Below are 15,175 nucleotides of genomic sequence, written 5' to 3'. Positions count from 1 at the left end.
ATTAAGAAATCAGGGACTTGAGCCGATATTAACAATGGAACGCCGCTTGCTCTATTTATCTGCGCAGGAATTTTTATTTCGACGAAAGGGATGGTACATGGCTTACAGGAACACCATTATATCGCTCGCATCTGTGGTTGCTTTGGGCACAGCTTGTTCCAAAGCTCCTAGTTACAACACTGGCGTTCAGACAACACAAACAGATGATACAAACGGTGTTGTTGCAGCAACGGCTGATGATCCCGGTCATGGACCTGATTTGCCACCTCCTGCTGAGGACACCGCCAAGGAAACTGCCAAGGCTGAAACTCCCGCAACTCCGCCTGCGACTCCGCCGGCCAATACTCCAGCCGCCGCGCCATTGACCGATGCTGAAAGAGCAAAGGCTATGAACGCCAAAGGTTATGTTGCATATGCTGTGGCAGCAGAAGACGGTCAGGGTTGGAATACAGCGGAAACTCCGTTCCTCCTGGCGCCATCCGTCACGGCTGCAGGAGCTGTAGACGGCGACAAACCGTTCAACGTGGTTTTCTGCAACTTCCGTGGAGCACCTACAAACGCTACACGTATGCAGTTGCATTCCAGCACGGACAATGGTCCGACCCAGCACGGCAATGCTATCGCCTCAAAAGCGTTGCCTGCAGACATGACGATGGCCAAGATGCAAGAGAAGTTGAACTCGTATGCTTCGCTTGCGGATCTCAAAGCCGATGCTGAGAATACCAACTGCGCGGAACTTGAAGTTGCGAGCCTCAATGCCAATCCTGGCGCGACTTACAACCATCGCGGCGGTTCTGCCAACAACGTGGCGAGCCGTGTATTCTTCAAAACCATGACTGTGGATCCTGCAGGCGTGGTCAAATAAAGAAAGCCATGACTCTTTAGGTCAGATGAAGGGATGAGCCGACGGCTTCATCCCTCTTCCATTTTGTGCTACTTTTTGGTTTCCGTCTTGGTAGTGTCTTTGGCCTTGGTGGTGCCGAAAGGAGGTCTATTGCCAGTTTTGAAGCCATACTCTTTCTTATAGAGCATCCACTTCCCAGTACCCTTTTCGCAGGTTTCCTTGTCTTCGGCAAAAAACCAACCTGTCAGATAACCTTGCTCGGTCTTAGCGCATTTATTCTGACTTCCGCATTTTGAATTCCCTGCTCCCATGCATGACGAATTTCCAGCACACTTGGCGTTCGCGCAAAAATAATCCTTCCCATCCTTGCCCTTGGTGGTATGCACATCCATATCCGCCTGAGCCTGGGAAGCCAAAATCAGTCCTGCCATTGATGCTGCGAGTCGCGAAAGCTTTTTAGAATCCAAACCAAACCCTCCTTGTATTTTCAACGTGCGTCACAGGACTTCCATTCCAGATCCATGTCCTCCATGGCTTTACTGGCCAAATGAGGAGACCAATGACACATATTCTGCCACACATCAAAACGGCTCCACGAGAACAGAGCCTTGCCATTCGACTCAACCACGACAAGTTCGCCGACGAAATTCAAGGCGACATCACCGCGTTCTACCAGACGTCCATTGATATCATGAAATGCTGTTGTATTATTAATATGTTGGAACCAAAATAACTGCTCCTTGTCCAGCCACCCACCTGCGTTCAGATAGTCCGTCTTTACAATGTCTTCACTTGGTCGACTTTCGTACAGATGATGGCGTACGAGTGATCCCGCATCAGACAGCGAATAGCCAAGCTTGCCGTCACTGAACTGACCAATATCAGAAATAATGTCCTGATGGTCCTTTAGGGCACGAATATTCCCGGGTTTCAGACTTTGGCTCACATCCTGAATAAGGTATAGGTAGCCATGATGAAAACCAATCAACATCAACTTTCCGTCAGCCATGAACTTCACAATCTGTGCATATTCCATATCGCTATCGGTGAAACGATAGCGATCATGCGCCTCACTGTGATTCGCCTTCCAGACTTCCATGATCGGAGCCTGATCTTCGCCCTTGCCCACGACGACAAAGGTATCGAGTATTGGTGAATAATCCATCGGAATGTGAAACATCGATTCGACATTGTAACGGTCCGCTATAGCGAGGACTTTCCTGTTTGTATCAAGATCCCAAACTTCAATATCTGAGTTTCCATCCGAGATAGCCAGGTAGCGTGATCCCAGCCATTTAACCTGCCACGTTCCTTTAGGATATTCCTTTCGAAAGATGGACCTGAGACTGCCCTCGGACCACACGTAAACAGCCACTTCATTGTTGTAAAAGAATGCTGCCCTATTCGGGTTGCCTGGGTCCCACGCCGTCGTTGCATAAGGATTCATGTCCGGAACTTCGCCGGTGCGAGTATAACGATGGGTTTGCCCATCGGCGAACTCGCCGAAATACAACTTTCCATCTTTGACGAAAGTGCAACGGTTACCATGCGGCGAAGGTGCGAGGCATTCCAGAGCATAGGCCTTAAAAATGGGCTTTTCTGTGGAAAAGATGTTGATATGAGATTCAAAATCCATAACAACGAAGTGTGCCTGATCCGGCAGCAAAGCCATCCTATCGAGCTTAAATTGCGAGCCACGGACGACGTAAGCGAATGACCGACCGGGATTTCCCACTCCTTCGAAATAGAGAGAAGTCGTGCCCTGGCCTAAAAAGGCACTAAATGTGATTTGCCCGTTATCCGCCGAAGTCTGTGGCACGCCAGGGTGATGCTCTGGATCAAAAGGTTTGGGCTCTCCAGCGTCCACGGGCAAATTCACCCAGGAAAGAGCTCCATCGGTCGACTCCAGCATCAGAAGATCTCTTTCAAAAAAGAGTCCGAAGATCGATTTCAAGTAGGGTTTGTAATGGTATGAACCATTTCTGGAATCATACTGGTACACACGTTTGTTTCCGGCAAAGCCAATGATCCTTCCATAGGGATGAATACTGTATGGGCCCAAGGCATCGCTTCCTTCCAGCAGGTATTCGTTCTGCAGAATTTTTGAGGGTTGTCCGCACTTGAGCTTTGCCTTGAGCTTAATGCACAGAGTATCAACAAAGGTAGCGAAGCGAACACTTTCGACCGATTCGGCAAACGTCCGGGGATGCTGAGCAGCATCCTGAAGATCCTGGATCATAACTCCGTCAGTTGTCTGGTAAACAAGCCAACGTCCTGTAAAACTAAGATCAGCGGCTGGATCGGCTTCGGCAACTTTATCGAGAGGGCGTGTCTGTGGCCGCGACAGGTCCAGGTGGAAAAGACCTTCAGCTTGTCGAAGCAGAGCATGCTGCCCTTTGAACGCTAAAATCTCGGCCTTTTGCGTCCGATTAAGTTTATAATTTGTTTCCTCGGTCAGATTCTGATCATAAAGTTGCAGCCGACCGTCCAGATGCCATACCAGAATTTTCTTGCTGTACCAGGAGAAACTGACGAGGGCATCCCGTTCAAAGCTCTGTTCTTTGATAATCTTCCCTGTGAGGTCATGGAGCCTCAGAATGCGACCAAGACGCCTGTCACCCTCAATGTGGGCCACGAATGTTTGGGACGAGACACCCCAAAGATCAATAACCATACCATCGTCGCTCCGAAAGCGGTTGACCGGTACATTACGAGGAAGGAGACTCAGAAAAGGCAGGCGCAATTTTTCCTGGACAAACTTGCGTTCGGCTTCTGTTTTCAAACCGGCCATGGCCCATGCTGCCTGATAGAGCCTCTTGGCCGCATTGAAGTAACTCTCCTGCTTCAAATGGAGTCGCGCTTCGTCAATCCAACTGACTAAGCGCCCAACTCTGTCAGCATCAAAAATGGAGATGTCATGTTTCACCTTGCTTGTTGTGTTCCCGGCTTCATCGATGGCATAATACTCGAGACTCCATTCTCCTTCATTCGGTGCTGAGAGCCTCGCGCCGGCTTCGGCAAAACTCTGGCATGGTCCCGCATGTCTCTCCGTCCAACAGCTCATGATCCTGGCAGGCGAGCTATCCTCCACTTTGATTTCCACAGCTTCGCCTGGTCCAAGGCGCAATCCACCTGGTTGAGAAGCCTCCTTTTCATTGCGCAGCATAAGCCTTATCTTGGGCGCAGTTCGATCGATGCGTAGCGCGCAGTTACGTTCAAATCCCTTAAGGTCATTTTGAATATTGAGGAGGTCAACCAAGGTGATCCTGGCCTTATACTGACCTTCCTTGACCGCAGACAAGTCAAAAGAAAATTGGCTTCCGATCTGAGAATCGAGTGAAAGCTGGAGTTGCGCGATCGCGATATCTTTCTCCGATAGGGCCATATTCAATAGAAGTTGATCATGTACGACACGATCCGGAAAGGCCACATTCAAAGCGACTTTGTCCATCGCACTGGAGGCAGGACAATCAAACCGTGGGGAAATGCTAGCGAGCGCCTCCATCTGTACTCGGCGATAACGGTCTGGACTCGGCTTTAACACCTTACCGAAAATTCCGCCTTCTTCGGAACGCAGGCTAAGCCATTCCCAGCCAACCTTATCCATCGGGACCGCAATACACCCCTTGCTCGAAATGTGCAGGCGTTCCTGTTTTAGATCCTTGGAAATGACTGCGGCGTGTAAAGATGTTGGCTTGGGCTTTCCCAAAGCCGAAAACGGCTCGATCCACTGGGCAACGTCTACGAGGTTGGCATCTTGCCCACAACGCAGCCGGAGGTCATCCACCTCTAGCCGCAGCCGCTGGCAGCCCACAAGCATCACACACAAAACCAGCAGGATTTGCCGCATATCCCATCCCATCGCGATAAAACTTTTACGTATTATAAGGCTTCGGCGCTGTCCGTCGTAGTAAATACCGCACGGGATGTATGCAGGGGTTGGCTGGTTTCACTCAGAGCGGTTTTTGGGGGATGGAAGCGCGGGAACTTTTTTCGCGGACGGCGCGGGAGTGCGGGCTATGGTGGCGAAGAGACGATCTCTGAGACCAAGGTGGGGATTCTTGATCAGCGTAAAAAAGTCTGCGATAGTCATGGCCATGTTCCTTGTGAAGCTGTTCTTTAATAATAATGATACTCAATATCAATAACAAGGTTTGTTTCGGGAATTGTGGATAAAACCTTGAGGGAACACGGAGGTGAATATATGGCATCCGACAAACACAAGATTGCACCCGAGCATACCGCAGTCCGGGTCGCCCTATGGCGCGCACTCCATGTTCAGATTGACCCCGAGCCGCACATACTGACTGATGAGATCGGGTTAAAACTCGTGGACGAAGTTGATTGGCGCAATCGACCCGATATGAACCCGGAGTTTTCAAAAGGCATGCGGGCCTCCATCGTCGGGCGTGCTCGTTTTATTGAAGATCTCGTGGAAGAACAGGCCAGGCAAGGTGTGACTCAGGTTGTGATCCTGGGTGCGGGGCTCGATACCTTCGCGCAGCGCCGCCCGGAAATTGCCTCGCGCCTGCACGTCTTCGAGGTCGACCAGCCAGGGCCGCAGGCGTGGAAACAAAAACGTCTGGCTGAAATCGGGTTCGGCGCCCCCGAATGGCTGCATTTCGTGCCTGTGGATTTTGAGGGTGGACAGTCGTGGTGGGACAAGTTGATCGCGGCTGGATTTGATACGAAAAAGCCCGCCGTCGTTGTTTCGACGGGAGTTTCGATGTACCTCACGAAAGAAGCGAACCAGGCCACGCTTCGGCAGATGGCAAAGCTGGTTCCAGGCTCGACCTTCGCCATGACGTTTATGCTCTCACTCGATCTCCTTGGCCCTGAAGAAAGGTCCAGCATGGAGTTCGTGATGAAAAAAGCACGAGAGGCTGGAACGCCTTTCCTCAGTCTTTTCTCGCCGCCTGAGATATTGAAGCTGGCGCAGGAGGCTGGATTCAGAACGTCGCAATACGTTTCAGCCCATGACCTCTATCAACGGTACTTCGCGAGGCGCTCAGACGGCCTGAACGCTGGAAACGCCGAAGCATTCCTGGTTGCCTTCAGCTGATGTTGGCTTTCAACATCCAGATCTGTTTTTCGAAGCCTGCGATTTTTTCCTGGGCATACGCCGTGGTCGTGCTGTCATCACGGGCTATGCTTTCCAGATTCCGAAACTCTTTCAGAAAGTGCTCGAAATCCTTCACGAGCGATTGCACAACCTGCTCGGGACTGAAACGGGTTTCGGTTTCCTCCTTCACGCGCGCTTTCGCCAGAATATCTTTCAATGTCAGAAGCGGTGTGGCACCGAGCTGAAGCATTCTTTCCGCAACATCATCATAAATCGTTGCAAACTGCTCATAGATTTCTTCAGTCCTGGCATGCACACCATAGAACTGAGGTCCACGAACGTTCCAATGATAGTTATGAACCTTGGTGAACATGACCAGAGCATCAGCCTGCAGAAGTTGGAGCGAATCGCTTACTTGTGTCATGGGTCGTCCTTTCATCAAAAGCAGAATAGTTCCACGCCTTTCTTCAACTTACAACTCGTAAGTATGGCATGCAGAAACCCACGCGCAGCCGTGCCTGGCCGTATCATCAAGTAGGAGCGGTCAGCATTTTTCTGACTTCATCCGCGTGCTCCATTTCCTCGCGCACCAGGCCACGCGCCAGTTCTTCCAGGGCGATGTCCTCAAGCTTCACGGCGAGTTTTACGAGTTCCTTGTAATGGACCAGCGCCTCACCCTCGAATGTGAGGCTTTCCGACAGGAGCTGCGATACGGAATGGTTGTTCATTTCATCCACACGCGACGCCACCATGGGCGGATGCCCACCGAGACTGGTAATCTTTTCTCCGATGATGATGGCATGCTGCATGGACTCATTCGCATTGGAGCGAAACCAGCTTTGGATGGGGATGCGGTTGTAACCCATTATCATGAACGAATAGTGCAGATAGCGGGTCACGCCCGCGATCTCCAGGGAATAGATCTTCCCCAGTAGCTCCAGCACGTCCTTGTTCTGATAGGATTTTTCATTCACGCTCATAAATACTCCCAGGCTTGAAAGATTTCGGACCATCTTAGCAAATTTCAAAGAAACCTTAATATTGAAACTCATTTTCAATAAAATGGCGACCCCGCTGTTTTTCCCTAAAGATTTACTCTTTTCTTCCGATATTGATAATGATATTGATTCTCACAATTATAAAGCAGGGTTAACCTGTACAGGAATTTGTGTGCGAAGATCAATAAAAACACTGACTTTACAGCTACTTGCCTTGACCGCCCCGACCCTGTTGGCGGCCGAAGGTGCGGCGGCGCAGTCCGCCAAAGAGGAGGTCATGGTGGTGACGGGCACCCGGAGTCAGCATGCCTCCTGGGACTCCCCCATCCCAACCGACAGCATAGCCATCGAGGATGCCCGGAAGCGGGGAAAACAAAACCTCGCGGATGTGCTGGCCGAACAGCCTGGAGTTGAAGTGGTGCCTGCGATTCGCGGCCAGACCATTCGTCTGCAAGGCTTCGACAGCAAATATGTTTTGATCCTGATCGATGGTCAGCGGGTGACGGGAAAAGTCGGTGAAACGTTTGATCTGGAATCCATATCGGTGGAGCAGATCGAACGCGTGGAAATCGTTCGAGGCGCAGTTTCATCCCTTTATGGTTCCGATGGCATCGGCGGTGTAGTGAACGTGATCCTGCGGCGCCCGCGCACGAACAGCCAGGATCTGCGTTTGCGCTGGGGCACGGATGAAGAGACTGCGATCGGTGGTCAGGCAAGCTTTGTCGGTGAGACGAGCGATAACACGATCAGTGTCAATGCCTCCCAACTGGAACCCTGGCGTCGCACCAGCAGTCCCGCCACGCATTTCAGTGGTACGACAGGCGGCGAGATCACCTGGCAGAACAACTGGAACGTCCGTCCTGACTTTTCCTTGAAAACCCGGTTGGGCTATCAAACCAATCGGATTGAAGGCACCGATGTATCGGCTGCGGGAGCCATCTGGGATCGGGAAAACGAGACCACCCGATCCGTTCTGCAGCTCAGTCCGGAGAAACATTTTGAGGACGGTTCCACTTTGAAACTGGACGCTCAGGTTCAGGTCCATGACGACATCTATCATACAGTGGCTCGCCTGCAGACATCCGAACAAACCAGGGAAGCTACCAGGGAACAGCTTCAGGAGTATACCCTGAGCTATCAGCATGAACTTGGCACCGACCATCTCATCACCTGGGGTTTGACCCACATCGATGAATATCTGGAGTCCGATCGACTGCAAAGCGAACACGTGGATCGTCAGCGGCATTCCCTCTTTGCCCAGGATGAGTGGGCTCTGGGGACTGATCTCACCCTGGTGCCCGGCTTCCGCCTGGATGATGACAGCCAGTTCGGAGACCATTCCTCGGGAAAACTCGCTCTGCGCTATGCCCTGAGCGAAGACACCGTTTTGCGGCCTTCCTATGGAGAAGGCTATCGAGCCCCGGCCTTCAAGGAACTTTACCTGCGTTTTGAGAATCTTTCGGTCGGCTATGATGTGATCGGTTATGCCGATTTGCAGCCGGAAACTTCGAAGAGTTATCAGTTCGCGATCGATCACCGCTTGAATGCCGAACAGACCCTCAGCCTGAATCTCTTTCAAAATGATATCCGCAATCTGATCACGGCTACTGAAATGGAACAGGAAGGCGAAGGTATTCTGCATTACACCTATCGCAACGTGGCCAAGGCCCGCACGCGTGGGGCGGACCTTTCCTGGCGGTGGACCGGCACCCTCCTGGAAACCCTGCTGTCCTATCAATACCTGGAGGCCCGCGACCGGACCCTGAATCAGGTTCTCGAAGGCCGCTCCCGGGATACGGTCGCCTTTCAAATCTCCCGTCTGAAAGTGGGCGAGCATCTGAGTCTGCACCTCAGTGCCCGCTGGATGGGGCCGCAATACTTCTATGGCACGGAAACACCGCAGAAAACGGAAAGCGCCACCATCGCCAGCGCCGGCGCGCTTTATGACTGGAACAAAAACTGGTCGAGCGGTGTGTCGATCGAAAATCTTGCCAACAGCTGGGAGGATCGCATTCTTCAGGTGCGGCCCCGCAGCTATATTCTTACGCTCAATTGGAATCACCAGAACGCAGGAAAGGACTGATTCATGAAACGGTTGGGACCAATGACTTTAATGCTCGCACTCTGTGCCTTCAGCTGTGCGGAAAAAAAGGACAAGGAGGATAGCGTTTCGGAAAGCGGAAACCTCGCACCTCTTACGGAAAACGGAGAAAGCACCGCCATGGAAATCGATGCGACCAGCCGCACGGATTGGGTGGGACTCGATCTCGATTCCGCGGGCTTTATCAGCGTAGCCGATCTTCCGAATCAGCCGACCTGGGATCTGGCCTTTAAAAGGACCAGCATCAAAATGAATGGAGCCGATGTGCAGATGCAGGTCGTCGCCAAGGACTTCGCCGCCATCGAGCTGGCCCCGAAGGACGGCTACGTGAGCGATCAACCCTCCACCGCCCCTGAGGCTGTGGAAACCGCCGGCCTTGCCTTTCATGTGGAACCCGCCTGGTATGCCTACGATATCAATACCCATGTGGTCAGCAGCCGGGGTCTGGTCTATGTGATCAAATCGAATGAAGGCCGTTACTTCAAATTGAAGTTCCTCGACTACTATAACGCCGCCCGTCTTCCGGCTTACATCAACCTTGAATTCCAGGAACTCCAAGGGGTGGAACCATGAAAAAGTCCCTGTTCTTCACCGTCGCTGTCGTGGCGACCATGGCTCAGGCCGAGGCTCCGCGCCGTCTGATCACCATTAGCGGCAACGTTTCGGAAACAGTCTGTGCGCTTGGTTATTGCGATCACATCGTGGCGACCGACAGCTCCAGCCTTTATCCGGAAAAGTTGACCAAACTTCCACAGGTTGGTTATTCCCGGGCTTTGAATGCAGAAGGCTTGATTTCGCAGAAGGCCGATCTGATATTGACCACGCTCAACGCGGGCCCTCATGGCATCCTGGAAAAAGTGAAAGCCACCGGTATCAAAATTCAAACAGTCGATGGCGGCATCACAGTGGACGCGGCGAAGTCCCGTATCACGGCTTTGGGTGATATCCTCGGCAAAAAAGCCGAAGCCGCCAAAGTTCTGAAGGATCTCGATCAGGATCTGCAAAGCCTGCAGAACCGTCGCATGGAAATCAAAGCCCCGCTCAAGGTGATGTTTATCTATGCACGGGGAGCCAGAATCCAGCAGGTTTCAGGGGAAAAGACCGCCGCCGCGACCATGATCGAACTCGCGGGTGGTAAAAACGCGTTCACGGGCTTTACGGAATATAAAAGCCTGACGCCCGAGGCCACAGTCGCCGCGGCTCCCGACGTCATCCTGATGACGAGCGATGGCATCACCAGCGTGGGCGGTCGCGACAACGTCTGGAAATTGCCCGGCCTCAGCATGACCCCCGCCTTTCTCAAGAAACGCCTGGTGGTAATGGAGGATCTTTACCTGCTCGGCATGGGCCCACGACTGGGCAAGGCTGCATTGCAGCTGATGGATGAACTCTATCCCAGGAAGGAGTCATGAAAAAGGCCTCCGTGCGCTACACATTGACTTTAATCGCGGGAACCGTGTTGGCTCTGGTGCTGGTCGTTGCTTCGATCAAAATGGGAGCCGTGTCGATTCCGTGGGGAGACTTCCTTCAGCTGGAGGATGCTCAGGCGCTGATCATTTGGGATCTGCGCATGCCACGGGCGGCACTGGCGTTTCTTGTGGGCTCAGTTCTGTCGCTCACGGGTGTATGTTTGCAAGGCCTTCTCCGCAATCCGCTGGCCTCGCCCAGCCTGCTGGGAATGACCTCCGGTGCGGCTTTCTTTGCCGCGCTGATGATAATCTTCCAAACCAGTTTCATGACCTTCCTCAACCCCGCCTGGGCGGAATCAATGGTCGCCATCGGAGCCTTCGTCGGCTGCCTTGTGACTTCGCTTTGGCTTTATGCTCTCTCGCGGCAGTCGGGTCATACCAATACCGCTCTTCTGCTGCTGGCTGGTGTGGCGATCACGAGTCTCGCCGGAGCCGGCACAGGCTTTATCACCTTCATCGCGGATGACGCGCAGCTGCGCAGCATCACGTTCTGGAACATGGGCAGCGTGGGATCAGCGAGCTGGTCCCAGGTAGGCTGGGTGGCCGTCTTCTCCCTGCCTGCGCTTTTCACCCTGCCCTGGATGGGGCGGGCGTTGAATGCGATGCTTCTGGGTGAACAGGAGGCGCATTTTTTGGGCTTTCCCGTGGAAAAACAAAAAAGGCTCATCCTCATCTGCGTGTCGCTCGCGGTCGGCGCTTCGGTGGCTTTCACCGGCGTGATCGGTTTTGTGGGACTCGTGGTTCCGCACCTGCTCAGGCTCTGGCTGGGGTCGGATCATCAGCGTCTTCTGCCCACCAGTTTTGTGTTTGGAGGCTGTCTCCTGTTGGCCTCGGACATCATCGCCCGAACCGTGGCCGCTCCCTTGGAACTGCCCCTGGGCGTTGTCACAGCATCGATCGGCGCTCCCTATTTCCTTTATCTCCTGCAGCGCAGTGCGCGGAGGATGGAACTATGATCAGATGGAACAATGTCAGCTTTCAAAAAAACTCCCGCTATCTCCTGCAGGACATCAGTGTGGAACTGCCAGCGGGTCAATTGACTGTGGTTCTCGGCCCCAACGGAGCCGGCAAGTCAACGTTTCTGCGCCTTTGTTCCAAGGAAATGCTACCGACCTCGGGGCACATTGATCTGCATGACCGGAATCTGCAGAGCTGGTCCACGGAGGAACTGGCTCTGTTTCGTGGCGTCCTGTCGCAGTCGCTGCCCATGACCTTTCCCATGCAGGTCACGGAACTCGTGCTCATGGGCCGGTATCCGCATAAGACTCGACGCGCTCTCGACGAGCGTGATCATGAGATCGTCCAGCATGCTCTGGCCGATTGCAATGTGCAGCATCTTACGCAGCGCAGCACTCAATTTCTCTCCGGCGGTGAGATGCAAAGGACCCAGACCGCTCGCGTCCTGGCCCAGATTTGGGAACAGCATGCGGAGCACCCACGGGTTCTGCTCCTCGATGAACCCACGGCCAGCCTGGATCCGGCCTATCAACATCTCTGCCTCATGAAGGCCAGACAACTGGCGGACCAGGGTGTTTGTGTGGTTGCGATTCTGCATGATCTGAATCTGGCCGCCCGCTACGCCGACCACATCGTATTTTTGAAGGAAGGCCGTCTGGCAGGAGCCGGACCCATGCGCGAGATGATGCGCGAAGCCATGCTCGAGAAGGTTTTCTCGGTGGATATTCGCACTGTGCATGATCCCCGTTTGGAGCATCCATTGATAGTTACGCTCGGACCTCAATATCAACCCATCGCAAGAGAACCTAAACTGCGGAGTTTATAATGCAAAGTATGCAAAACACGGCTCTTAAAAATCGTCTGGACTCGTACAAGGAGGAAAACCCCAAGGCTCGTCTGGTGGAGATCGCCAAGGCGCTGAACATCAGCGAGATGGAAGCGCTTCATTGCCAGCTCGACAATGAAACCGTCGTTGCTTTGAAGGCTGACTGGAAAAGACTCTTCGCGGCCCTCCCCGACCTGGGCCCGATCATGGCCCTCACGCGCAATGATTATGTGGTGCATGAGTGCAAAGGCCGTTTTGCGCCCACATCATGGCAAGGGCCCATGGGCCTTGTGCAGGGGGACAATATCGATCTGCGGATGTTCTCCAGCCGCTGGACGTATCTCTTCGCCGTGCAGGTGAAAAATCCGCGGGGCCTTCTGCATAGCCTGCAGATCTTTGATGATACCGGCCGTGCCGTGCAAAAAATCTATCTGGAAAAAGGCGCGGACCTGAATGCCTATTTCAACCTTTTGCAGGAGCTGAAACAGGAACGCCTGGATCTGCCGGAACAACTCGCGTCGCGACCCGCTCCTGAGCAGGCCCGAGCGATCGACGAGGTGGAAATCGAAAATTTCCGGAAGGACTGGGCCGCGCTTCAGGATACGCATGAATTCTTCGGCATGTTGCGCAAGCATCGTGTGCCTCGTCTTCAGGCGATGGAAATTGCCGGTCCCGAGTTCGTGCGTGAAGTCAGGCGCGAGTCCGTCGTGCAACTTCTGGAAGAGGCTCGCGAAAAGGCCGAACCTTTGATGGCCTTTGTCGGCAATCCTGGTATGATCCAGATCTATAGCGGCCCGGTAAAGAATACGAAACGGATGGGGGATTGGATGAATGTTCTTGATCCCACGTTCAATCTTCATGTCGATGAGCGCGGCATTGATCGTGTCTTCATCGTCCACAAGCCCACGCGCTATGGTCTTGTCAGCAGTCTCGAGGTTTTCAGTGCTCAAGGTGAACTTATCCTGAGCCTGTTCGGATACCGCAAGGACGACAGCCAGCAGGCACCCGGATGGGGCCAGCTGCTCGCCTCCTTGCGCTTGTCCTGATCTCCGTCTGAGTCTTTTGTTGCGATCGTGTGGGTGATCCCGAACACTCGGGATCACCCAGTTCTTATTCCGAGGCCTAAAGTTTTTGACAGAATGCTCCGATAATGATAACGATTGTCATTATCATTCTTCTTTGAGGATTCAAATGAGACTTATACCGTTATTATTATTGACACTTTTTCTAGGATGCGACGGCGACCGGACCAACGCGGAGGATCCCTCCTCGGATACCGCCACGCAGGATCAGGCCGTGGTGGAGGAGGAAAACCCCCAACCGGTCAAGCCAGCAACGGAGACACCGGAACCCGAGTCGAAGCCTGGCGAGGAAAATCAGGAAGCCCTGATTGAATTGGATGCGAGTTCCAGCACGGAGTCAGTCTACCTCAAGCTGGAGAATGATACCCTGGTCAAGACCACGAATGATCAGGCCTGGCTTTTTTCTGTCAAACGCACTCAATTTCAAACCAACTCCGGCACCAGTGGCAACTTGAACGTTGGGGTCATGAGTCTCGACACCGCGGACTATGCGAGCGTTACCGCCTGTCAGGCCGGAACGCTGACCTACGATGAGATGCTCCCGGCTTCCGGTGCACCCGGTTCTCAGCCCTATTCCGGCAATGCGCTGCTGAACAGCTGGTACAATTATGATGCCACCACGCATGTGGTTTCCTCGAAGCAGCTCGTTTACCTCATCAGCGACGGCACGACCTGCGCAAAATTTCAGATCGTTTCCTATGAATCCGGTCGTTATAAGGTATTGGCCAAACTGCTCAGTGGGCCCACTCCAGAGCCTGAACCCACACCTACGCCCACGCCGACACCAACCCCGACACCAACGCCAACGCCGACACCCACTCCAACACCTGAGCCAACTGCAGAACAAACCATTGACGCCTCATCCAGCACAGCTTCGGTCTATCTGAAACTGGAGGAAGGGAAGCTTGCCGCAACCACCAGCGATCAAAGCTGGCTCTTTGCGGTCAAACGCACTCAATTTCAAACCAACTCCGGCACGAGCGGCACCTTGAACTTCGGTGTGATGAACCTTGATACCACGGACTACAACAGTGTCACCGAATGCCAGATCGGAACGCTGACCTATGATGAAATGCTGCCTGCGTCCGGTGCTCCCGGTTCTCAGCCATACTCCGGCAATGCTCTCTTGAACAGCTGGTATAACTATGATCCCACCACGCATGTCGTGTCCTCGAAAAAACTGGTGTATCTTATCACCGACGGCACTGTTTGCATTAAGTTTCAAATCGTGTCCTACAGCTCCGGCGTTTACCAGGTCCTGGCCGATACCTTGGAAATTCCCCGGGCTCCCGAGCCTGAAATCATCGAGCAAACCATCGACGCGTCCTCAAGCACGGACACGGTTTATTTGAAACTCGATCAGGGTCAGCTCGTCACCACCACCAGCGATCAGTCCTGGCTCCTCGCTGTGAAACGCACCCAATTTCAAACCAACTCCGGCACCAGCGGAACCCGAGGTGTGGGTGTCCACAATTCCGGCTCCACCGACTTTGCCGCAGTCAGCAGCTGTGAAAATCTCACCTTCACCTATGACGAAATGCTGCCCGCTTCCGGCGCTCCGGGTTCCCAGCCCTATTCTGGAAACGCGGTTCTGAATGCCTGGTACGATTATGATATGACGACCCATACTCTGAACTCCAAGCAGCTCCTCTATCTGCTCTCGGATGGAACGGAGTGCGTGAAGCTTCAGATTCTGAGTTATGCGAGCGGAGTCTATTCCGTGAAAGTCAGTCAACTTTGAGCGTTCAAGTGTTCTCCTGGCCGCACTCCAGGAGAACACGCACCTCCTGAATCCTGCCCCGTTCTTCCCGGGAATTCACCCAAATCCCAAATTTC

14 protein-coding genes are annotated in these 15,175 nt (G+C 53.3%); 9 read left to right on the top strand and 5 right to left on the bottom strand.

The window, feature by feature from the left end; translation table 11 throughout:
* The first annotated feature begins 34 nt into the window (after positions 1-34).
* Positions 35-865 carry a hypothetical protein gene (locus tag OLTU_RS14705; RefSeq protein WP_141733522.1) on the top strand — a complete coding sequence of 277 codons (831 nt, stop codon included), beginning with the start codon at positions 35-37 and terminating at the stop codon, positions 863-865.
* Between the two features lie 68 nt (positions 866-933).
* Here the strand turns inward: OLTU_RS14705 and OLTU_RS14700 are convergent, their stop codons facing one another.
* From OLTU_RS14700 to OLTU_RS31925, 3 genes are all read right to left on the bottom strand, one after another.
* Positions 934-1,311, bottom strand: coding sequence for a hypothetical protein (locus OLTU_RS14700; protein WP_141733521.1), 378 nt, complete (start codon positions 1,309-1,311; stop codon positions 934-936).
* Between the two features lie 20 nt (positions 1,312-1,331).
* Entirely contained in the window at positions 1,332-4,694 is a 3,363-nt protein-coding gene (locus tag OLTU_RS14695) for a WD40 repeat domain-containing protein (RefSeq protein WP_141733520.1), read from the bottom strand.
* Positions 4,695-4,793: 99 nt separating this feature from the next.
* Positions 4,794-4,937, bottom strand: a complete 144-nt coding sequence (locus OLTU_RS31925) for a hypothetical protein (protein ID WP_176736631.1) — start codon at positions 4,935-4,937, stop codon at positions 4,794-4,796.
* 111 nt (positions 4,938-5,048) lie between these two features.
* Between OLTU_RS31925 and OLTU_RS14690 the strand changes: the two genes are divergently transcribed.
* The gene (locus OLTU_RS14690; RefSeq protein WP_141733519.1) at positions 5,049-5,906 is read left to right on the top strand and encodes a class I SAM-dependent methyltransferase; all 858 of its coding nucleotides are present in this window, start codon (positions 5,049-5,051) and stop codon (positions 5,904-5,906) included.
* Here OLTU_RS14690 and OLTU_RS14685 read toward each other — a convergent pair.
* Both OLTU_RS14685 and OLTU_RS14680 read right to left on the bottom strand, forming a co-directional pair.
* Positions 5,899-6,330, bottom strand: coding sequence for a Dps family protein (locus OLTU_RS14685; RefSeq protein WP_141733518.1), 432 nt, complete (start codon positions 6,328-6,330; stop codon positions 5,899-5,901). The two genes, OLTU_RS14690 and OLTU_RS14685, sit on opposite strands and share 8 nt — an antisense overlap.
* Positions 6,331-6,436: 106 nt before the next feature.
* A complete protein-coding gene (locus OLTU_RS14680) occupies positions 6,437-6,886 on the bottom strand; it encodes a ferritin-like domain-containing protein (protein WP_141733517.1) in 450 nt (149 codons plus the stop codon).
* Between the two features lie 190 nt (positions 6,887-7,076).
* Here OLTU_RS14680 and OLTU_RS14675 point away from each other — a divergent pair, with 190 nt between their 5' ends.
* From OLTU_RS14675 to OLTU_RS14645, 7 genes are all read left to right on the top strand, one after another.
* On the top strand, positions 7,077-8,987 hold the full coding sequence (locus tag OLTU_RS14675; protein ID WP_176736630.1) for a TonB-dependent receptor plug domain-containing protein: 1,911 nt from the start codon (positions 7,077-7,079) through the stop codon (positions 8,985-8,987).
* 30 nt (positions 8,988-9,017) lie between these two features.
* Positions 9,018-9,578, top strand: coding sequence for an HmuY family protein (locus tag OLTU_RS14670; RefSeq protein WP_218110045.1), 561 nt, complete (start codon positions 9,018-9,020; stop codon positions 9,576-9,578).
* Positions 9,575-10,417 carry a heme/hemin ABC transporter substrate-binding protein gene (locus OLTU_RS14665; protein ID WP_141733514.1) on the top strand — a complete coding sequence of 281 codons (843 nt, stop codon included), beginning with the start codon at positions 9,575-9,577 and terminating at the stop codon, positions 10,415-10,417. Before OLTU_RS14670 ends, OLTU_RS14665 begins: the two co-directional genes overlap by 4 nt.
* A complete protein-coding gene (locus tag OLTU_RS14660; RefSeq protein ID WP_141733513.1) occupies positions 10,414-11,430 on the top strand; it encodes a FecCD family ABC transporter permease in 1,017 nt (338 codons plus the stop codon). The genes OLTU_RS14665 and OLTU_RS14660 overlap by 4 nt, the downstream gene beginning before the upstream one ends.
* On the top strand, positions 11,427-12,257 hold the full coding sequence (locus OLTU_RS14655) for a heme ABC transporter ATP-binding protein (RefSeq protein ID WP_141733512.1): 831 nt from the start codon (positions 11,427-11,429) through the stop codon (positions 12,255-12,257). The genes OLTU_RS14660 and OLTU_RS14655 overlap by 4 nt, the downstream gene beginning before the upstream one ends.
* A complete protein-coding gene (locus OLTU_RS14650; RefSeq protein ID WP_141733511.1) occupies positions 12,257-13,303 on the top strand; it encodes a hemin-degrading factor in 1,047 nt (348 codons plus the stop codon). Before OLTU_RS14655 ends, OLTU_RS14650 begins: the two co-directional genes overlap by 1 nt.
* Before the next feature lie 169 nt (positions 13,304-13,472).
* Positions 13,473-15,080, top strand: a complete 1,608-nt coding sequence (locus OLTU_RS14645) for an HmuY family protein (RefSeq protein ID WP_218110044.1) — start codon at positions 13,473-13,475, stop codon at positions 15,078-15,080.
* Positions 15,081-15,175: the final 95 nt, after the last annotated feature.

It is taken from the genome of Oligoflexus tunisiensis (assembly GCF_001748245.1).
Lineage (GTDB): Bacteria > Bdellovibrionota_B > Oligoflexia > Oligoflexales > Oligoflexaceae > Oligoflexus > Oligoflexus tunisiensis.
Note: the sequence above shows the minus strand (reverse complement) of the source record. Positions and strands in the feature narration are given on the sequence as shown.

Coding starts and splice junctions, on each gene's coding strand:
- OLTU_RS14650 (WP_141733511.1), top strand. CDS start 12,257: ATGCAAAGTATGCAAAACACGGCTCTTAAAAATCGTCTGGACTCGTAC.
- OLTU_RS14655 (WP_141733512.1), top strand. CDS start 11,427: ATGATCAGATGGAACAATGTCAGCTTTCAAAAAAACTCCCGCTATCTC.
- OLTU_RS14695 (WP_141733520.1), bottom strand. CDS start 4,694: ATGCGGCAAATCCTGCTGGTTTTGTGTGTGATGCTTGTGGGCTGCCAG.
- OLTU_RS14680 (WP_141733517.1), bottom strand. CDS start 6,886: ATGAGCGTGAATGAAAAATCCTATCAGAACAAGGACGTGCTGGAGCTA.
- OLTU_RS14665 (WP_141733514.1), top strand. CDS start 9,575: ATGAAAAAGTCCCTGTTCTTCACCGTCGCTGTCGTGGCGACCATGGCT.
- OLTU_RS14705 (WP_141733522.1), top strand. CDS start 35: ATGGAACGCCGCTTGCTCTATTTATCTGCGCAGGAATTTTTATTTCGA.
- OLTU_RS14685 (WP_141733518.1), bottom strand. CDS start 6,330: ATGACACAAGTAAGCGATTCGCTCCAACTTCTGCAGGCTGATGCTCTG.
- OLTU_RS14660 (WP_141733513.1), top strand. CDS start 10,414: ATGAAAAAGGCCTCCGTGCGCTACACATTGACTTTAATCGCGGGAACC.
- OLTU_RS31925 (WP_176736631.1), bottom strand. CDS start 4,937: ATGACTATCGCAGACTTTTTTACGCTGATCAAGAATCCCCACCTTGGT.
- OLTU_RS14690 (WP_141733519.1), top strand. CDS start 5,049: ATGGCATCCGACAAACACAAGATTGCACCCGAGCATACCGCAGTCCGG.
- OLTU_RS14670 (WP_218110045.1), top strand. CDS start 9,018: ATGCTCGCACTCTGTGCCTTCAGCTGTGCGGAAAAAAAGGACAAGGAG.